This is a genomic window from Pseudomonas sp. GW821-FHT01E05, from assembly GCF_059422425.1.
Window position 1 is genome coordinate 310,574 of record NZ_JBWKWW010000004.1, and the last position, 17,513, is coordinate 328,086.

A 17,513-nucleotide genomic window follows, 5' to 3' on the forward strand; every position below is an offset into this window, starting at 1 on the left:
AGACCAGAATATTAACAGCTGACGGCAAGTGGATAGCTCACGATGATGTCTTAAAATGCAGCGTCCTAGACAGGAAGCAGAGACGTCACTGTTCAGGTCAAGGCTTAGCAACGCGTAGTACAACTGGAAGCGCAATTGGCCGAGGTTCAAGCCGAACTCGAAGCGTTCAAAGCGACGAACGGCTTAAACAAGTCATCGAATTAATGGTCATTAACTACAATCACCAATGAATTTGTAATTATTTTTTTCGAGTAAATCATGCACCGTGACACCCTCCTGACCCAGGATGAGCTGGATTTCATCCAGACCATGCAGCACAACCCGCAACTCAACGTGCGGGATGCGACATCGAGCCTGTTGGTCAACGGCGGTTCACAAATCCGCGATCTGCTCACGCGCCTTGCCGCCCATGAGCAAGTCACCATCCAGGCACATTTCGAAAACCAGCAGATTACTTTTCCGCTGCACCTGGTGGAAGACGAGTTTCATGCGATGCATTTACGCCTCGGTGTACCCAGCATTTATGAAGACGGGCCTATGGTTCGACCTTGGCGTTTGACGCTCGAAGAGCCGGTTGCACTGGAAAACGCAAAGGGTCAACCCGGTGCCTTGTGGGTCCACGAGGTGTCATTCAAAGGGGTACTGGTGGAAATTCGCAATCGAACCAAACCAGCGAAGCATTTCGCCCTTTGGTTCAGCCCTTCGGGTTATGAGCGCATCGCTCTGCGCGGCACCTTCGAGCGCGAAACCGAGCACGGCTACTACGCTTATCGTCTGAACCAGAGTGACAAGAACGAAACCGAACGCCTGCGCCAGTTCATCCTTCAGCAGCATCGTCTGACCCATCCTGCACTTCACATCTGAGGCTTTCTTTCAGGTATCCAACGCGCCGCTCAGGAGTCGCCGCAAGCGTTGCGGCATCACCTGAACATCGCTGCCCAGACACCCGATCGACGACCCCGCCAGACTCTCCTGCGCCAGATTCGCCGCGTCGCCAGCCAGCATTACCGGACAATTCAGGGTAATGGCCAGACGATTCAAGCGCCTGAGTAACTCGGGAGCAGGTGCATGGTTGGAGAACAGCACGAGCGCCTGGGGTTTGATCTTTTCGCAGACCAGGGTCAACTCATCGAACGGTTGCCCCACCGTCAGTACCCTGACACCGACCTCCATGCTTCCCATGAACAGGGCAGCCACCAGCAATTCGAGCTCACGGCACTGTCCGGCGATGGCCGTCACCAGCACCCGCTGCCGTTGCGAGCCGCGTATCAACACCAGACGTTGCGAGACCCGAGCGCGTAAAAAGCCATCCAGGAACAGCCACTCGCTGGTCTGACCAAACATCTCCTTCTGGTGCAGCAATTGTTTCCAGAGCGGCATCAGGACGTCCTGGAACACGACACTCAGCTCGAAGCTTGAAAACACTTGGCCATACAGCCGTTCCAGTTGCAGGTCATCAAACTCGCTGACCGCCGTCTTGAGTTGCGTCTGCCAATGCGCATACTCACTTTGGGTGTCTTCACCAGGAATGGCGTTGGACTGCGTCTGAGCTGCGCTGGTTTTGCTCAGGATCTTGCCGACTTTACTGACCGCAACACCACGTTCGATCCAGCCAAGGACGCTGCGGACCTTCTCGATCTCGACCATTGAATACAACCGATGCCCACTTTCGGTGCGTGTGGGAACAATCAAACCGTAGCGACGCTCCCAGGCGCGCAGGGTCACCGGGTTGACGCCCGTCAGCCGTGCCACTTCCCGGATCGGGAACAACTCTTCCCGTTCAAGTTGGTGGGAGATGAGTGAATCGCGGGCGAGTTCAATAATGGAGATCATCTGGACGCGGAAATATCTGCTAACAAATTGGATCCCATTTTATGCTCCAAAAGTACCGTTCTTCCAAGGGCATAGTCGACAAACGTCGCTGGTATATTCGCCGAAACAAGGAATAATCCTTGCATGTACTTAAACGCAGCCCACCACCCCGGCGCTGCGTGAAGTGAGTCCCCTATCCGGGGCTGCGCTTACAATTCGGAGATACACAATGTCTACCTACCCCGTCACTCTGATGGTGGCGCGCCGCGTCGCCAACGGTCGTTACCAGGATTTGATCGCCTGGCTTGGCGAAGGCGAACAACTGGCCACCGACTTCCCCGGCTATCTCGGCTCTGGCGTGCTTGCTCCGCCGCCCGATGATGACGAATTCCAGATCATCTTCCGCTTTGCCAATGAACAGACCCTGCATGCCTGGGAACACTCCGCCTCGCGCGGCGCCTGGCTGGCGCGGGGTAGCGACTTGTTCGCTCATCCTTCGGAACATCGGGTCAGCGGCATCGATGGCTGGTTTGGCGCAGCCGGTCACCGCCCTCCTCGCTGGAAGCAGGCCGTAGCGATCTGGCTGGCATTCTTTCCAGTCTCGCTGCTGTTCAACCTGCTGTTGGGGCCATTGTTGGGCGAGTTGGGGCTGTTGAGTCGGGTGTTCTTCAGCACCCTGGCCTTGACGCCATTGATGGTGTACTTCTTTATTCCGCTGTCGACCCATCTTTTATCCGGCTGGCTGAACAGCACGCCTGCACGATCATTGCCCGGCGCACCTTCCACGCAAACTCCATAAAAGATCGCAGCCAGCGCCGGCTCCTGCACCGATGGCTCGGGCCGCGTTCGGACGATTTTTCTGCACACGAGGCTGTCCCCCCCTTCGTTTTAGGTGACCAGGTATCGTCGCTGGTATAGTTTTACCTATACCTCGACGCGAGCGTTCCATGACTCTTTCCCCTGCCCCGATCCTGATCACCGGCGCCGGCCAGCGCGTTGGCCTGCATTGCGCATTGCGGCTGCTGGAGGAAGGTCATCCGGTCATCATCAGCTACCGCAGCGAGCGGCCGGGCGTGCAGACCCTGCGCGAGCGCGGTGCCATTGCGTTGTTTGCCGACTTCTCCAGCGAGGCCGGCATCCTGAAGTTCATTGCCGAACTGAAAACTCACACCCTTGGCCTGCGGGCGATTGTTCACAACGCTTCATCCTGGCTGGCAGAAACGCCTGGCAGCGAAACAGCCGCATTCACCCAGATGTTCAGCGTGCATATGCTTGCGCCCTATCTGATCAACCTGCATTGTGCTGACTTGCTGGAACGCTCCAGCCCGGCGGACATCGTGCATATCAGCGACGATGTCACCCGCAAGGGCAGCAGCAAGCACATTGCCTACTGCGCCAGCAAAGCCGGTCTGGACAGCCTGACCCTGTCCTTCGCAGCGAAATATGCGCCGCGAATCAAGGTCAACGGCATTGCCCCGGCCCTGCTGATGTTCAACCCGGACGACGACGCGGCGTACCGCGCCAGGGCACTGGCCAAGTCCGCGCTGGGTATCGAACCCGGCAGCGAGGTGATTTACCAGAGCCTGCGCTATTTGCTGGACAACCCTTATGTCACCGGCACGACCCTGACCGTCAACGGCGGAAGGCACGTCAAATAAGCCGCCCCTGCGAGGATGTTGTATGACGTTATCCCTGTCCCAAAATTACCGGGAAATCCTGATAGGCCTGGGTGAAGACCCGGATCGCGAGGGTTTGCTCCAGACGCCTGCCCGCGCAGCCAAGGCCATGCAGTACCTCTGTCATGGCTATGCGCAGAGCGTCGAGGAGATCGTCAACGGTGCACTGTTCGACTCTGATAACGACGAGATGGTAATCGTCGACAACATCGAACTCTACTCACTCTGCGAACATCACCTGCTGCCCTTCATCGGCAAGGCTCATGTGGCTTATATTCCGACCGGCAAGGTCCTGGGGCTGTCGAAGATCGCGCGAATTGTCGACATGTTCGCCCGCCGCGTGCAAATCCAGGAAAACCTCACCCGGGAAATCGCTGACGCCGTTCAGCAAGTGACCCAGGCCGCTGGTGTCGCGGTGGTGATCGAGGCCAAACATATGTGCATGATGATGCGCGGCGTCGAGAAACAGAATTCGACCATGAATACCTCGGTGATGCTCGGTGCCTTCCGCGACTCGAGCAACACTCGCCAGGAGTTCCTGCAATTGATTGGACGGAGCAAGTAGCAATGCCACAACTTCAGCCAGGAATGGCACGCATCCGGGTCAAGGACCTGTGTTTGCGGACCTTCATCGGAATCAATGAGGACGAAATCCTCAACAAGCAGGATGTGTTGATCAACCTGACCATCCTCTATGCCGCACAGGACGCTGTGCGCGACAACGACATCGACCACGCGCTGAATTACCGCACAATCACCAAAGCGATCATTGCCCACGTCGAGGGCAATCGTTTTGCCTTGCTCGAACGCCTGACCCAGGAGTTGCTCGATCTGGTGATGACCAACGAATCGGTGCTGTACGCCGAAGTCGAAGTCGACAAACCCCATGCCCTGCGTTTCGCCGAGTCGGTGTCGATCACCCTCGCCGCGAGCCGCTGACCGCCGTCTGGCCAATTGTCCGCCAGGCTTTTATCATCCGCGCCACGATAGATCGCACAGAGCCCATCATGACCGAGCAACAACGCCTGGAACTCGAAGCCGCCGCCTTCCGCCGCCTGGTCGCGCACCTGGACAGCCGCAAGGATGTGCAAAACATCGACCTGATGAACCTCGCCGGCTTCTGCCGTAACTGCCTGTCCAAGTGGTACAAGGCCGAGGCCGATGAACGCCAGATCGAGGTCAGCCTCGACGACGCCCGCGAGGTGGTTTACGGCATGCCGTACGCCGAGTGGAAAGCCCAATACCAGCAAGAAGCCAACGCCGAACAACAAGCGGCGTTTGCCAAAGGAAAAACCCATGACTGATCTGAACACCCTGCGCGCCAGCCTCAAAAGCGACGAACACGCCTTTGCCGAGACCCTGGCGTTTATCGCCGCTGGCTACGATTACCAGCCACAAGCCTTCAACAACGGCGGCGTAGAAAATGCTGCTGGGCAGAACGAAGGTTCGTGCAAGACCCTGGGCCTGGCGCTGCTGGAAGGTTTGAGCGACGAGGAAGCCTTGCTGGCGTTCGGCGAGCACTACCGCTCGGTCGTAGCGACCCCGGATGGCACCGACCACGGCAATATCCGGGCGTTGATGGCTCATGGTCTGGCGGGTGTGAAGTTCGCGGCGCAGCCTCTGCAACGCCGCTAATTCAAGATGGATGATCGTTCCCACGCTCTGCGTGGGGGATGTCTCATTGGACGCTCCGCAATGGACGCGGAGCGTCCGGGGCTGCATTCCCACGCGGAGCGTGGGAATGCTCAATGAACTGCGAACATGAAAAAACCGGCCAAGGCCGGTTTTTTCATTTCATCAGACTCAGAACTTGGCGTTCTGCAGGTCGTCCAGATAACGCTCTGCGTCCAGTGCGGCCATGCAGCCGGCACCTGCCGAAGTGATCGCCTGACGGTAAACGTGGTCAGCCACGTCACCAGCAGCAAAGATACCTTCGATGCTGGTCGCAGTGGCATTGCCTTCACGGCCGCCCTGAACCACCAGGTAGCCGTCTTTCAATGTCAGCTGACCTTCGAACAACGAGGTGTTCGGGGTGTGGCCGATGGCAATGAACACGCCATCGACTTTCAGCTCGTCGAAGCTGCCATCGTTGTTCTTCAGACGCGCACCGGTCACGCCCATGTTGTCGCCCAGCACTTCGTCAAGGGTCGAATTCAGCTTTAGGACGATCTTGCCCTCGGCAACCCGCGCGTGCAGTTTGTCGATCAGGATCTTCTCGGCGCGGAAGGTTTCGCGACGGTGGATCAGCGTGACCTTGCTGGCAATGTTGGCCAGGTACAGCGCTTCTTCAACGGCGGTATTGCCGCCACCGACCACAGCGACTTCACGGTTGCGATAGAAGAAACCATCGCAGGTAGCGCAGGCCGAAACGCCTTTGCCCATGAAGGTTTCTTCTGAAGGCAGACCCAGGTAACGAGCGCTGGCGCCAGTGGCGATGATCAGCGCGTCGCAGGTGTAGGTGGCGCTGTCACCGGTCAAGGTGTAAGGCTTGGCCGCAAAGTCGACTGCGTTGATGTGGTCGAACACGATTTCGGTTTCAAAGCGTTCAGCATGCTCACGCATACGGTCCATCAACGCCGGGCCGGTCAGGCCATGGACGTCGCCCGGCCAGTTGTCGACTTCGGTGGTGGTGGTCAGCTGACCGCCGGCCTGCATGCCGGTGATCAGCAGCGGCTTGAGGTTGGCACGAGCGGCATAGACCGCAGCGCTGTAACCGGCAGGGCCGGAACCGAGAATAATCACTCGCGAATGACGTACATCAGACATGACTCACTCCTATTGACCGGCCCTGGGCATCTGGCGCGGAACGCCGGAAAACCGGCTGGAATAAAAAAAGGACTGTGAAAGCACTTGGGGAAGCGAGACAGTCCTGAAAATAATGGGTGCAGCGTATCGAGGGGGCGAAGATTAAGGAAATACGGATTAACAATCCAGCTCATAGGCGGTCTCTATCTGCAACAGTCCTGACTGAGGGCGCCTTTGTTACAGTTAATGTCGACACAATTACTGCGCTTTCGCCTAGGGAGCAAAGCCGTTAAGGTCGGCAAGTTTTCTCATCGCAAGGAACACGCTATGCCCGCCCCCGCTCTGTCTGGCCCGCAATACCTGCGCGAAGGCCTGAAGCTGGTCTTAAGCCCCCGCCTGCGTTTGTTCGTCCTGTTACCCCTGGCGATCAACCTGGTGCTGTTCGTCGGATTGATCTACCTGGCCGGTCATCAGTTCAGCCTGTGGGTCGATGCGCTGATGCCTTCATTGCCGCACTGGTTGAGTTTTCTCAGCTACATCCTCTGGCCGCTGTTCGTGGTGCTGGTGGCGCTGATGGTGTTCTTCACCTTCACCCTGCTGGCTAACGTCATCGCTGCACCCTTCAACGGTTTTCTCGCGGAGAAAGTCGAAGTGGTGGTGCGCGGCACCGACGACTTCCCGTCATTCAGCTGGCGCGAGTTGATCGCCATGGTCCCGCGCACTCTGGCCCGGGAAATGCGCAAGCTCGGCTATTTCCTGCCGCGAACCATTGGCCTGTTCATCCTCTCGTTCATTCCCGTGGTCAACGTGATCGCCGCACCGCTGTGGCTGCTGTTCGGCGTGTGGATGATGGCAATCCAGTACATCGACTACCCGGCGGACAACCACCAGTTGGGCTGGAACGAGATGCTTGCCTGGCTGCGCGAGAAGCGCTGGCAGAGCATGAGTTTTGGCGGCATCGTCTATCTGGCGTTGCTGATTCCGGTGGTGAACATCCTGATGATGCCCGCCGCCGTGGCTGGGGCGACCTTGTTCTGGGTCCGCGAGCGCGGCGCGGAAAACCTGGTGGTCAGGCAAGCCTGAGCACCGTCACAAATCCATCATCCCAGCGACACAATGACGACATGGCCTCAGCCGACACTGAGGCCATGACGACAGCTCTACGTATCACTCTGATCACCGAAACCTTCCCTCCGGAAATCAACGGCGTGGCCAATACGCTTGGCCGCTTTTTCGATGGTTTGCGCGCGCGCGGACATCAGGTCGAACTGGTCCGGCCGCGTCAGGACTGTGACCAGAGCCGGCCGAGTGACGAGCAACTGCTGCTCTGTCGCGGTTGGCCGTTGCCCGGCTACCCCGGCCTGCAATGGGGGCACTCCTCGATGCACAAATTGCTGCGTCGCTGGCAGCGCCATCGCCCCGATGTGCTGTACATCGCCACTGAAGGGCCACTGGGTTTGTCTGCACTGCGGGCCGCTCGACGCCTGGGTATCTCGGTGGTCAGTGGTTTTCACACCAATTTTCAGCAGTACTCCAACCAGTACGGCCTCAGTCTGATAACCCGGCTGCTGACTCATTATTTGCGCTGGTTCCACAACCGTTCAAAATTGACTCTGGTGCCCAGCACCAGCCAACGCCTGGAGCTGGAACGTCGGCACTTCGAGCGCCTGGCACTGCTCTCGCGTGGCGTGGACAACCAGCTGTTCAACCCGGCCAAACGCCTGAACGCGCTGCGGGAAACCTGGGGCCTGGGTAACGACGATATTGCAGTCATTCACGTAGGACGCCTGGCGTCAGAGAAAAACCTCGGATTGCTCAAGCGTAGTTTCGATGCCTTGCAGACCACTTATCCACAGCAGCGGATGAAACTGATCGTGATTGGTGAAGGACCACAACGCGCGACGCTGGAGAAGGAATTGCCGGAAGGGATTTTTTGCGGCTCGCAACGTGGGGAAGCATTAGCCAGCCACTATGCGTCGGGGGACCTGTTTCTGTTTCCAAGCCTGACCGAAACCTTCGGCAACGTGGTGCTCGAAGCCCTGGCGTCGGGATTGGGGGTGGTGGCTTACGATCAAGCAGCGGCGGCCCAACACATTCGACATGGTTACAACGGCGTACTCGCCATGCCCGGCGACGAAGACGCGTTCTGCGATGCTGCCATCTGGCTGCTGGAAGAGCGCGAAACCTTGCGTCGGGTACGGCTCAATGCACGCCAGCACGCCAGCCGGCAAGGTTGGGCAACGGTCATCGAACAGTTTGAAGGCCAGTTGCGCGGGGCTTGCCAGGAAGAGCACCGCGGGCAAGCCTCGCTCCTGCAAGGTCCGGCGAGATCAAAATTATTGTGATCGACCCAAATCCTGTGGGAGCGAGGCTTGCCCGCGATATGGTGTCAGCCTGGTCGCCGCTTAAACCAGGCTCATCAACGCCTCACGGCTGAACGGCAGGATGTCTTGCTCGCGGCCTTCGCGAACCTTCAACGCCCAGTCCGGGTCGACCAACAGTGCACGGCCGACTGCAACCAGATCGAATTCATCGTTGCCCAGACGCTCCAGCAGTTTTCCCAGGCTCGCCGGTTGAGCAACTTTGTCGGTGTTGACCATGAACTGCAGGAACTCGCCATCCAGGCCCACGCTGCCTACGGTGATGGTCGGCTTGCCGGTGAGCTTGCGAGCCCAGCCGGCCAGGTTCAGCTCGGAACCATCGAACTCCGGCTCCCAGAAACGTCGCGTCGAGCAATGGAAGATATCCACGCCGGCATCGGACAATGGCTTGAGGAACTCACCCAAGGCTTCCGGGGTTTGTACCAGGCGGGCGGTATAGTCCTGCTGCTTCCACTGGGAGAAACGGAAGATGATCGGGAAGCCCGGGCCGACCGCAGCGCGCACGGCCTGAATCAACTCAATGGCAAAACGTGAACGATTGGCCAGGCTGCCGCCGTATTCATCGGTGCGCTGGTTGCTGCCTTCCCAGAAGAACTGATCCACCAGATAACCGTGGGCACCGTGGATCTCCACACCGTCCATGCCGATACTCTGAGCATCTTTGGCGGCCTGGGCGAACGCGGCGATGACGTCATCAATGTCTTGCCTGGTCATACCGTGAACGACGAGCTGACCGTCCTTGAGTTTTTCCGAAGGGCCATAGCCCGGCACGCTGGCATCCGGCTCGGTGCCGATACGTCGCACACTGCCGACGTGCCAGAGTTGTGGAACGATCTTGCCGCCCTCGGCGTGCACCGCATCGACAACCTTCTTCCAGCCGGCCAGCGCGACTTCACCATAGAAATGCGGAACGTTGGGATAACCGTTGGAAGCCTTGTGACCGACCGTCGTGCCCTCAGTGATGATCAGGCCCACGCCGGCCGCGGCGCGACGACGGTAATACTCGATCACTTTTGAGTTCGGCACGCCACCCGGGGAAAACGAACGGGTCATCGGTGCCATCACCACTCGGGTCGGCAGTTGAAGTGTTCCGAGCTGAAACGGTTTGAACAAGGCTTGAACAGGCATGCGGCACTCCACAAGAAAGCGGGCTCGAATCAAAGGTCAGCGCATCGACGCGGATTAGCGGCCGATCGAACGCCTTATGATGGCTATAATATTGTTCATCGAGAGAATCGCCCAGCACTATTGATCAACGTGATTAAGGTGCAAAAGCTGGCGAAAGAGTGGAAGTGCGAAACATCCGAAAGGCGGGGGGTGAAACTGGCCGGGCGCTGATGCCCGGCACTTCTTGTTGCAATGCTCAGCTCAGGGCTTTCTCGATCGCCTGAACCACGGCTGGATCATCGGGAGCCGTACGTGGCGAAAAACGCGCCAGCACGCGACCGTCTTTACCCAGGAGGAATTTTTCGAAGTTCCAGGTGATGTCACCGGGGAATTCCGCGCCCTCGCCCGCCAACAGACGGTACAGCTGATGACGATCATGCCCGTTCACTTCCAGCTTGCTGGACAACGGAAACGTTACGCCATAGTTGAGGCTACAGAACTCCTGGATCTCCTGTTCAGTACCTGGTTCCTGCCCGGCAAATTGATTGCACGGCAAACCCAGCACACTGAAGCCTTGGTCCTTGTATTGCTGGTAGAGGTTTTCCAGCGCCGCGTATTGTGGCGTCAAACCACATTTGGAGGCGACGTTGACCACCAGTACGACGTGCCCCTTGAAGGGCGCGAGAGGCAGGTCCTGGCCATCCAAAGCTTTTAGATTAAGGTCGTGAAAAGCACTCATGACGGACTCCAAATTTCCCGTGTTCTTCTCGAAATAGCCACTCGACAGTACAACCGCTTTGCAGCCGCGAACAGCCGAAGACTAAAAAGGCGCCCTCGGGCGCCTCTCCAGCGATCCGAGCTTAGCGCAGAAAATCAGTGGTGATGACCACCTTCGCCATGGACGTGACCATGGGCGATTTCTTCCTGGCTGGCGTCGCGGATATCAACGATTTTGACCTGGAAGTTCAAGCGTTGACCAGCCAGCGGGTGGTTGCCGTCGACGGTAACGTCGTCGCCGTCCAGATCGCGGATGGTGACGATCTGCATTTGGCCGTCCGGAGCGGAAGCGTGGAACTGCATGCCCACTTCCAGTTCGTCGACGCCTTCGAACATGCTGCGGCTCAGCGTGCTGACCAGTTCGGCAGCGTATTCGCCGTAGGCATCTTCAGGTTCTACGGCAACAGTCAGTTCATCACCGACTTTCTTGCCTTCCAGAGCCTTTTCCAGGCCCGGGATGATGTTACCTGCGCCTTGCAGGTAAACCAGCGGCGCGCCGCCGGCGGAGCTGTCGATGACCTCACCAGCATCGTTGGTCAGGGTATAGTCGATAGAGACAGCCTTATTGGCAGCGATCAGCATGGGGCGAGACCTTTTGCAAAAGAATGAAGAACGGTCAAGTTTAGCGAAGCAATCGCCCGAAAGCGAACGGAACCCGGACAGACGGCCCGCTTCGAAAGGATCGACGATCGATGGCTTCCATCAAGACGAGGACGGACACTGGGTTGCCGAGCTTTCCTGCGGCCATACCCAGCACCTTCGCCACCAGCCACCGTGGCAATCCCGAGCCTGGGTAATGGATCCTGCGCGACGTCAGGAAAAAATAGGCCAACCCTTTGACTGCGGTTGGTGCGCTCAAGGCTCGGTTAGCGATAACCTTGACGTCTGAAATATCGGTAGAAGGCCAGTCATAGGCGTTCACCCTTGCCATGCACCTCCAGAGAATCCGCATGCAAACTTTTTTTATCGCGCCCACCGATTTTGGTGTGGGTCTGACCTCTATCAGCCTCGGGCTGGTGCGTACCCTTGAACGGGCCGGGCTGAAAGTCGGTTTCTTCAAGCCAATTGCCCAGCCGCACCCCGGCGACACCGGGCCTGAACGCTCCACCGAACTGGTGGCCCGCACCCACGGTCTGAAACCGCCGCAGCCGCTGGGCCTGGCCCACGTCGAGCGAATGCTTGGCGATGGTCAACTCGATGAGCTACTGGAAGAAATCATCACCCTTTACCAGCAGGCCGCGATTGGCAAAGACGTGCTGATCGTCGAAGGCATGGTGCCAACCCGCAGCGCCAGTTACGCCGCCCGGGTCAACCTGCATCTGGCGAAAAGCCTGGATGCCGAAGTGATTCTGGTCTCGGCACCGGAAAACGAAGTGCTTACCGAACTGTCCGGTCGGGTCGAGTTGCAGGCGCAGCTATTCGGCGGTCCGAAAGACCCGAAAGTCCTCGGCGTGATCCTCAACAAGGTCCGCACCGATGAAAGCATGGAGGCCTTCGCCGCTCGCCTGAAAGAGCATTCGCCGTTGCTGCGCAGCGGCGATTTCCGTCTGCTCGGCTGCATCCCGTTCCAGCCTGAACTGAACGCCCCACGCACCCGCGACGTAGCGGACCTGATGGGCGCTCAAGTGCTCAACGCCGGCGACTACGAAACCCGGCGCATGACCAAGATCATCATCTGCGCTCGCACCATGCGCAACACCGTGGAACTGCTCAAGCCAGGCGTGCTGGTGGTGACCCCCGGCGATCGCGACGACATCATCCTCGCCGTCAGCCTCGCGGCAATGAACGGCGTGCCGCTGGCCGGCCTGTTGCTGACCAGCGACACCCTGCCCGACCCACGAATCATGGACCTCTGCCGAGGCGCCTTGCAGGCCGGTCTGCCGGTACTGTCGGTGAGTACCGGCTCCTACGACACCGCCAACCAGTTGAACGGCTTGAACAAGGAAATCCCGATCGACGACCGCGAACGTGCGGAGATCATCACTGACTTCGTCGCCAGCCACCTGGACGCAAACTGGTTGCATCAGCGCTGTGGCACGCCACGGGAAATGCGTCTGTCGCCGGCAGTGTTCCGCTATCAATTGATCCAGCGCGCCCAGGCTGCCAACAAACGCATCGTCCTGCCTGAAGGCAGCGAACCCTTGACCGTACAGGCGGCGGCGATCTGCCAGGCTCGCGGTATCGCTCGCTGCGTGTTACTGGCCAAGCCCGAGGACGTGCAGGCAGTCGCGCGCGCCCAAGGCATCGAGTTGCCTGAAGGCCTGGAGATTCTCGATCCGGACCTGATCCGTCAGCGCTATGTCGAACCAATGGTCGCACTGCGCAAAACCAAAAGCCTCAACGCCCCGATGGCCGAGCAGCAACTGGAAGACACCGTGGTGATCGGCACCATGATGCTGGCGCTCGATGAGGTCGACGGGCTGGTATCCGGGGTCATTCACTCCACCGCCAACACCATTCGTCCGGCCCTGCAACTGATCAAGACCGCGCCCGGCTGCACGCTGGTTTCGTCGGTGTTTTTCATGCTGTTCCCGGAAGAAGTGCTGGTTTACGGCGACTGCATCATGAACCCGCACCCGAGCGCCAGCGAACTGGCCGAGATTGCGCTGCAAAGCGCCGACTCCGCCGCGGCATTCGGCATCACCCCCCGGGTGGCGATGCTCAGCTATTCCAGTGGCGAGTCGGCCAGCGGTGAAGAAGTCGAGAAAGTCCGCGAAGCCACCTTGCTCGCCCATGAAACGCAGAACTCGCTACTGATCGACGGCCCGTTACAGTACGACGCCGCGGCCAACGAAGTCGTGGCTCGGCAATTGGCGCCGAACAGTCAGGTGGCCGGTCGGGCAACGGTGTTCATTTTTCCCGACCTGAATACCGGCAACACCACCCACAAAGCCGTGCAGCGCAGTGCCGATTGCGTCAGCCTCGGACCGATGCTGCAAGGCCTGCGTAAACCGGTAAACGATTTGCCGCGCGGCGCTCAGGTCGACGACATCGTCTACACCATTGCCCTGACTGCGATTCAAGCCGCCAACCGACCTCTGGACCTCTAAATGCTGGATTTTCTACCCGCACCGGTGCGCGGCGTGATCGCCTCGCTGCTGTTGGCGCTGAACACTATTGCCTGCTGCACCCCGCTGTTTATCGTGGCAATCGTCAAACTGCTGCTGCCGTTCCCGGCCGCCCAACGCTTCACCGACTGGCTGATGAGCCATATCCACGAAGCCTGGATCAGCAACAACAAAGCCTGGATGAACCTGCTGCGTCGGACTCGCTGGCACCTCAGCGGCCTTGATGGCCTGGACTATCAGCACTCGTACCTGATCACCAGCAATCATCAGAGCTGGGTCGACATCATGGTGCTGCAGTACGTGCTGAATCGGCGTATCCGTCCGCTGAAGTTCTTCCTCAAGCAGGAGTTGATCTGGGTCCCGGTGATCGGTCTGGCCTGGTGGGCGCTGGGCTTCCCGTTCATGAAGCGCTACTCCAAGGCCTATCTGGCCAAGTACCCGGAAAAGAAAGGCAAAGACCTGGAAACCACCCGCAAGACTTGCGCGAAGTTTCGCGACAATCCTGTCGGTATCTTCAACTTCGTCGAAGGCACGCGCTTCACCGAAGGCAAACACGCACAGCAAAACTCACCGTTGCGCTTCCTGCTCAAGCCCAAGGCCGGCGGCATCGCCTTTGTGCTGGATGCCATGGGCGAACAGCTGGAGTCGATCGTCAACGTCACCATCCACTACCCGGCCGGGCGTCCCGGTTATTGGGACTTGCTGTGCGGCAAGGTGAATGACCTTGTGGTGCATTTCGAGGAAGTACGGATTCCAGCGCAATTCATCGGCAAGAACTACGACCAGGATGATGAGTACCGCCTGGAGTTTCAGCAGTGGATCAATGTGCTGTGGGAAAACAAGGATGCATTGCTGGCGCAGATGCATCTGGAGTATCCGAGCAAACGCTGACCGCCTGTACATGATCGTTCCCACGCTCCGCGTGGGAATGCATCCCGTGACGCTCTGCGTCACAGCTGAAGAGGACGCGGAGCGTCCAAGGCGGCATTCCCACGCAGAGCGTGGGAACGATCAATCCCGGATCAACAAAAAGCCCGCAACCGATCACTCGGTTGCGGGCTTTTCAGTGCGCGTGAAGCTTAGATCGCGCCGCGGTTACGCAGCAGTTCCAGTACTTGCTTGACACACTCTTCCAGCGACAGCGACTGGGTGTCGACCACAAGGTCAGCGTCCAGCGGCACGTCGTACGGGAAGGAGTCGCCAGGGATGTTGTCCCCGCCCGCCGCGTACAAGCCTTGCGGATCACGCTCGGCGCAGACCGTCGGCGAAGCCTGGACATAGACAGTCAGCAAACGATCGCCGCCGATCAGCGCCTTGGCCTGTTCGCGACCTTCGGCATCCGGTGCGACGAACGCCGCCAACGTCAGCAGGCCGGCTTCGTTGAACTGACGCGCGACGTGAGCCGCACGACGCCAGTTCTCGGTACGCCCGGAGCGATCCTGCGGCAAACCTTTGTTCAGGTCATGACGCAGGTTCTGGCCATCGAGTACGAACACCGCACGGCCCATGTCGAACAATTTGCGTTCAACCGCATAGGCCAATGTGCTTTTGCCGGCACCGGACAGGCCGCTGAACAGCACGGTGGCCGGTTGCTGGCCGAAGCGCTGGGCACGCTCTTCGGTGGCAACATGAGCCAGTTTGCCGTGATGAGTGACGCTGTCATGAGCCAGAGGCTGGGCGATGATCATGCCCGCTGCGACAGTGCCATTGGTCAAACGGTCGATGACGATGAACGAACCGGTGGTACGGTTACTGTCGTAACCGTCCAGCGCAATGGCTGCATCGAGGCTGATCTTCACCCGACCGATCTCGTTCAGCTGCAACGCGCTGGCAGGACCTTCGGCCAGGGTGTTCACATCGACGCGATTGACGATGCTGGTGATCGAACCCGGCACGTACGTGGTAGCACGTTTGATGTCGTATTTCTTGCCCGGCAGCATCGGCTCTTCAGCCATCCACACCAGCATGGCGTCGAAAGCGTCGGTCACTTGCGGGACATTGTCGGCATGCACCAGCAAGTCGCCACGGGAGATATCGATCTCGTCTTCCATGGTCAGCGTCACCGCCTGACCTGGGCCTGCGTGTTCCAGCTCGCCTTCAAAGGTGACGATGGATTTGACGCGACTGCTCTTGCCCGACGGCAGAACCACGACTTCATCGCCTTTGTGCACGATGCCGCTGGCCAGGGTACCGGCGAAACCACGGAAATTCAGGTTCGGACGATTGACGTACTGCACCGGGAAACGCAAGTCGGCGTAGTTGCGGTCACTGGCAATTTCGACGGTTTCGAGAATCTCCATCAGCGATTGACCGGTGTACCAGGGCGAACGCTCGCTCTTGTTCACCACGTTGTCGCCCTTGAGCGCCGACATCGGGACAAACGCCATAGTGGTCGGCTTGAACGCGATGCCTTCGGCGAACTTCAGGTAATCGGACTTGATCGACTCGAACACGGTTTCATCGAAGCCGTTGAGGTCCATCTTGTTGATGGCGACAACGATGTGCTTGATGCCCAGCAACGAGGCGATAAAGCTGTGGCGACGGGTCTGGGTCTGCACGCCGTAACGGGCGTCCACCAGAATGATCGCCAGGTCGCAGGTCGATGCGCCGGTGGCCATGTTGCGGGTGTACTGCTCATGGCCGGGGGTGTCGGCGATGATGAATTTGCGCTTGGCGGTCGAGAAATAACGGTAGGCGACATCGATGGTGATGCCCTGCTCGCGCTCGGCCTGCAGGCCATCGACCAGCAATGCCAGATCGATATCGTCGCCCGTGGTGCCGACTTTCTTCGAATCGCGGGTGATGGCTTCCAGATGATCTTCGTAGATCATCTTGGAGTCGTGCAGCAGACGCCCGATCAGGGTGCTCTTGCCGTCGTCGACGTTGCCACAGGTGAGAAAGCGCAGCATTTCCTTGCGTTCGTGCTGGGCCAGATAGGCGAGGATGTCCTCGCTGATCAATTCAGATTGATGCGACATGTGAGACACCCTGTTTAGAAATAGCCCTGACGTTTCTTTTCTTCCATGGAACCGGCGCCATCGTGATCGATGACCCGGCCCTGGCGCTCGGAAGTTCGCGTCAGGAGCATTTCCTGAATGATGTCGGTAAGGCTGGTGGCCTCGGACTCGACCGCGCCCGTCAACGGGTAGTCGCCAAGTGTGCGGAAACGGACCTTCTTCTTGACGATGCGAGCCTTGTCTTCATCGCTCAGGTGATTGAGCAGACGCTCGTCGTCGATCATGATCCACGTGCCGTTCATCTCGATGACATCGCGTTCGGCGGCAAAGTACAGCGGCACGATCGGGATACCTTCAAGGTAGATGTACTGCCAGATGTCCAGCTCGGTCCAGTTCGACAGCGGGAATACCCGGATCGACTCGCCTTTGTTGACGTTGCCGTTGTAGACGTTCCACAACTCGGGGCGCTGGTTTTTCGGGTCCCAGCGGTGCTTGCTGTCACGGAAGGAATACACGCGCTCTTTGGCACGAGACTTCTCTTCGTCGCGACGGGCGCCACCGAAAGCGGCGTCGAAGCCGTATTTGTCCAAAGCCTGCTTGAGGCCTTCGGTCTTCATGATGTCGGTGTGCTTTGCGCTACCGTGGGTCAGCGGGTTGATGCCCTGCGCTATACCCTCCGGATTGACGTGCACCAGCAGGTCCAGGCCCAGTTCTTCGACCATGCGGTCGCGGAAACTGTACATCTCCTTGAATTTCCACTGGGTGTCGACGTGCATCACCGGGAACGGCAGCTTGCCGGGGAAGAATGCCTTGCGCGCAAGGTGCAGCATTACAGCGGAGTCTTTACCGACGGAGTACAGCATCACCGGGTTATCGAACTCGGCGGCGACCTCGCGGATGATGTGGATGCTTTCCGCCTCCAGCTGTTTCAGATGCGTCAGTTTGTCGACCATGGCTACTCACGAAAACGATCTTATGGACGGCCAGCGG

General features: G+C 58.8%; 19 protein-coding genes. 12 read left to right on the forward strand and 7 right to left on the reverse strand.

Annotated elements, in window-relative coordinates:
* Positions 1 to 258 precede the first annotated feature (258 nt).
* The gene (locus AC07W5_RS10705) at positions 259 to 864 is read left to right on the forward strand and encodes a hypothetical protein (RefSeq protein WP_494995152.1); all 606 of its coding nucleotides are present in this window, start codon (positions 259 to 261) and stop codon (positions 862 to 864) included.
* Between the two features lie 9 nt (positions 865 to 873).
* Here AC07W5_RS10705 and AC07W5_RS10710 read toward each other — a convergent pair whose 3' ends face one another.
* Complete coding sequence (locus AC07W5_RS10710; protein WP_495023322.1) at positions 874 to 1,833, reverse strand: MerR family transcriptional regulator; 960 nt, start codon at positions 1,831 to 1,833, stop codon at positions 874 to 876.
* Positions 1,834 to 2,041: 208 nt separating this feature from the next.
* On the opposite strand from AC07W5_RS10710, the gene AC07W5_RS10715 reads away from it, so the two are divergent.
* The 6 genes from AC07W5_RS10715 (at position 2,042) to AC07W5_RS10740 (ending at position 5,123) form a co-directional block, all read left to right on the forward strand.
* Positions 2,042 to 2,611, forward strand: coding sequence for an antibiotic biosynthesis monooxygenase (locus AC07W5_RS10715; protein ID WP_495023323.1), 570 nt, complete (start codon positions 2,042 to 2,044; stop codon positions 2,609 to 2,611).
* Positions 2,612 to 2,759: 148 nt separating this feature from the next.
* Positions 2,760 to 3,470, forward strand: a complete 711-nt coding sequence (gene folM / locus AC07W5_RS10720; RefSeq protein ID WP_494995155.1) for a dihydromonapterin reductase — start codon at positions 2,760 to 2,762, stop codon at positions 3,468 to 3,470.
* A 22-nt stretch (positions 3,471 to 3,492) separates the two neighbouring features.
* Positions 3,493 to 4,053, forward strand: coding sequence for a GTP cyclohydrolase I FolE (folE, locus tag AC07W5_RS10725; protein ID WP_494995156.1), 561 nt, complete (start codon positions 3,493 to 3,495; stop codon positions 4,051 to 4,053).
* Positions 4,054 to 4,055: 2 nt separating this feature from the next.
* Entirely contained in the window at positions 4,056 to 4,427 is a 372-nt protein-coding gene (gene folX, locus AC07W5_RS10730) for a dihydroneopterin triphosphate 2'-epimerase (protein ID WP_494995157.1), read from the forward strand.
* Between the two features lie 68 nt (positions 4,428 to 4,495).
* Positions 4,496 to 4,792 (forward strand): DUF1244 domain-containing protein, encoded by a 297-nt coding sequence (locus tag AC07W5_RS10735; RefSeq protein WP_495023324.1) that lies wholly within the window; start codon positions 4,496 to 4,498, stop codon positions 4,790 to 4,792.
* Positions 4,785 to 5,123: a HopJ type III effector protein gene (locus AC07W5_RS10740; protein WP_495010248.1), complete on the forward strand. Its 339-nt coding sequence runs from the start codon at positions 4,785 to 4,787 to the stop codon at positions 5,121 to 5,123. Before AC07W5_RS10735 ends, AC07W5_RS10740 begins: the two co-directional genes overlap by 8 nt.
* 168 nt (positions 5,124 to 5,291) lie before the next feature.
* Here AC07W5_RS10740 and trxB read toward each other — a convergent pair whose 3' ends face one another.
* Positions 5,292 to 6,254, reverse strand: a complete 963-nt coding sequence (trxB, locus tag AC07W5_RS10745; protein WP_494995160.1) for a thioredoxin-disulfide reductase — start codon at positions 6,252 to 6,254, stop codon at positions 5,292 to 5,294.
* 306 nt (positions 6,255 to 6,560) lie between these two features.
* Between trxB and cysZ the strand changes: the two genes are divergently transcribed.
* Positions 6,561 to 7,316 carry a sulfate transporter CysZ gene (gene cysZ / locus AC07W5_RS10750; protein ID WP_495023325.1) on the forward strand — a complete coding sequence of 252 codons (756 nt, stop codon included), beginning with the start codon at positions 6,561 to 6,563 and terminating at the stop codon, positions 7,314 to 7,316.
* A gap of 41 nt (positions 7,317 to 7,357) precedes the next feature.
* Complete coding sequence (locus tag AC07W5_RS10755) at positions 7,358 to 8,578, forward strand: glycosyltransferase family 4 protein (protein ID WP_495023326.1); 1,221 nt, start codon at positions 7,358 to 7,360, stop codon at positions 8,576 to 8,578.
* A 60-nt stretch (positions 8,579 to 8,638) separates the two neighbouring features.
* On the opposite strand, the gene AC07W5_RS10760 is transcribed toward AC07W5_RS10755, so the two are convergent.
* The 3 genes from AC07W5_RS10760 to AC07W5_RS10770 form a co-directional block, all read right to left on the reverse strand.
* Positions 8,639 to 9,742 carry an NADH:flavin oxidoreductase gene (locus AC07W5_RS10760; RefSeq protein WP_495023327.1) on the reverse strand — a complete coding sequence of 368 codons (1,104 nt, stop codon included), beginning with the start codon at positions 9,740 to 9,742 and terminating at the stop codon, positions 8,639 to 8,641.
* Positions 9,743 to 9,977: 235 nt separating this feature from the next.
* Entirely contained in the window at positions 9,978 to 10,460 is a 483-nt protein-coding gene (locus AC07W5_RS10765; protein ID WP_495010244.1) for a glutathione peroxidase, read from the reverse strand.
* Between the two features lie 134 nt (positions 10,461 to 10,594).
* Entirely contained in the window at positions 10,595 to 11,080 is a 486-nt protein-coding gene (locus AC07W5_RS10770; protein WP_020297166.1) for an FKBP-type peptidyl-prolyl cis-trans isomerase, read from the reverse strand.
* Between AC07W5_RS10770 and AC07W5_RS10775 the strand changes: the two genes are divergently transcribed.
* The 3 genes from AC07W5_RS10775 to yihG all read left to right on the forward strand — a co-directional run bounded on the left by AC07W5_RS10775 (position 11,079) and on the right by yihG (position 14,457).
* Positions 11,079 to 11,387, forward strand: coding sequence for a DUF3565 domain-containing protein (locus AC07W5_RS10775; protein WP_494995215.1), 309 nt, complete (start codon positions 11,079 to 11,081; stop codon positions 11,385 to 11,387). The genes AC07W5_RS10770 and AC07W5_RS10775 overlap by 2 nt on opposite strands.
* A gap of 61 nt (positions 11,388 to 11,448) precedes the next feature.
* Positions 11,449 to 13,548: a phosphate acetyltransferase gene (pta, locus tag AC07W5_RS10780; RefSeq protein WP_494995165.1), complete on the forward strand. Its 2,100-nt coding sequence runs from the start codon at positions 11,449 to 11,451 to the stop codon at positions 13,546 to 13,548.
* On the forward strand, positions 13,549 to 14,457 hold the full coding sequence (yihG, locus tag AC07W5_RS10785) for a 1-acylglycerol-3-phosphate O-acyltransferase, YihG family (RefSeq protein ID WP_495023328.1): 909 nt from the start codon (positions 13,549 to 13,551) through the stop codon (positions 14,455 to 14,457).
* Positions 14,458 to 14,645: 188 nt separating this feature from the next.
* Here yihG and cysN read toward each other — a convergent pair whose 3' ends face one another.
* Together cysN and cysD are read right to left on the reverse strand one after the other, a co-directional pair.
* The gene (gene cysN / locus AC07W5_RS10790; protein WP_494995167.1) at positions 14,646 to 16,544 is read right to left on the reverse strand and encodes a sulfate adenylyltransferase subunit CysN; all 1,899 of its coding nucleotides are present in this window, start codon (positions 16,542 to 16,544) and stop codon (positions 14,646 to 14,648) included.
* A 14-nt stretch (positions 16,545 to 16,558) separates the two neighbouring features.
* Positions 16,559 to 17,476: a sulfate adenylyltransferase subunit CysD gene (cysD, locus tag AC07W5_RS10795; protein WP_494995168.1), complete on the reverse strand. Its 918-nt coding sequence runs from the start codon at positions 17,474 to 17,476 to the stop codon at positions 16,559 to 16,561.
* Positions 17,477 to 17,513: the final 37 nt, after the last annotated feature.

What these genes read in the sequence shown, in the direction of transcription:
- AC07W5_RS10705 (WP_494995152.1), top strand. Translation starts at nt 259, where the DNA reads ATGCACCGTGACACCCTCCTGACCCAGGATGAGCTGGATTTCATCCAG.
- AC07W5_RS10710 (WP_495023322.1), bottom strand. Translation starts at nt 1,833, where the DNA reads ATGATCTCCATTATTGAACTCGCCCGCGATTCACTCATCTCCCACCAA.
- AC07W5_RS10715 (WP_495023323.1), top strand. Translation starts at nt 2,042, where the DNA reads ATGTCTACCTACCCCGTCACTCTGATGGTGGCGCGCCGCGTCGCCAAC.
- folM (WP_494995155.1), top strand. Translation starts at nt 2,760, where the DNA reads ATGACTCTTTCCCCTGCCCCGATCCTGATCACCGGCGCCGGCCAGCGC.
- folE (WP_494995156.1), top strand. Translation starts at nt 3,493, where the DNA reads ATGACGTTATCCCTGTCCCAAAATTACCGGGAAATCCTGATAGGCCTG.
- folX (WP_494995157.1), top strand. Translation starts at nt 4,056, where the DNA reads ATGCCACAACTTCAGCCAGGAATGGCACGCATCCGGGTCAAGGACCTG.
- AC07W5_RS10735 (WP_495023324.1), top strand. Translation starts at nt 4,496, where the DNA reads ATGACCGAGCAACAACGCCTGGAACTCGAAGCCGCCGCCTTCCGCCGC.
- AC07W5_RS10740 (WP_495010248.1), top strand. Translation starts at nt 4,785, where the DNA reads ATGACTGATCTGAACACCCTGCGCGCCAGCCTCAAAAGCGACGAACAC.
- trxB (WP_494995160.1), bottom strand. Translation starts at nt 6,254, where the DNA reads ATGTCTGATGTACGTCATTCGCGAGTGATTATTCTCGGTTCCGGCCCT.
- cysZ (WP_495023325.1), top strand. Translation starts at nt 6,561, where the DNA reads ATGCCCGCCCCCGCTCTGTCTGGCCCGCAATACCTGCGCGAAGGCCTG.
- AC07W5_RS10755 (WP_495023326.1), top strand. Translation starts at nt 7,358, where the DNA reads ATGGCCTCAGCCGACACTGAGGCCATGACGACAGCTCTACGTATCACT.
- AC07W5_RS10760 (WP_495023327.1), bottom strand. Translation starts at nt 9,742, where the DNA reads ATGCCTGTTCAAGCCTTGTTCAAACCGTTTCAGCTCGGAACACTTCAA.
- AC07W5_RS10765 (WP_495010244.1), bottom strand. Translation starts at nt 10,460, where the DNA reads ATGAGTGCTTTTCACGACCTTAATCTAAAAGCTTTGGATGGCCAGGAC.
- AC07W5_RS10775 (WP_494995215.1), top strand. Translation starts at nt 11,079, where the DNA reads ATGGGGCGAGACCTTTTGCAAAAGAATGAAGAACGGTCAAGTTTAGCG.
- AC07W5_RS10770 (WP_020297166.1), bottom strand. Translation starts at nt 11,080, where the DNA reads ATGCTGATCGCTGCCAATAAGGCTGTCTCTATCGACTATACCCTGACC.
- pta (WP_494995165.1), top strand. Translation starts at nt 11,449, where the DNA reads ATGCAAACTTTTTTTATCGCGCCCACCGATTTTGGTGTGGGTCTGACC.
- yihG (WP_495023328.1), top strand. Translation starts at nt 13,549, where the DNA reads ATGCTGGATTTTCTACCCGCACCGGTGCGCGGCGTGATCGCCTCGCTG.
- cysN (WP_494995167.1), bottom strand. Translation starts at nt 16,544, where the DNA reads ATGTCGCATCAATCTGAATTGATCAGCGAGGACATCCTCGCCTATCTG.
- cysD (WP_494995168.1), bottom strand. Translation starts at nt 17,476, where the DNA reads ATGGTCGACAAACTGACGCATCTGAAACAGCTGGAGGCGGAAAGCATC.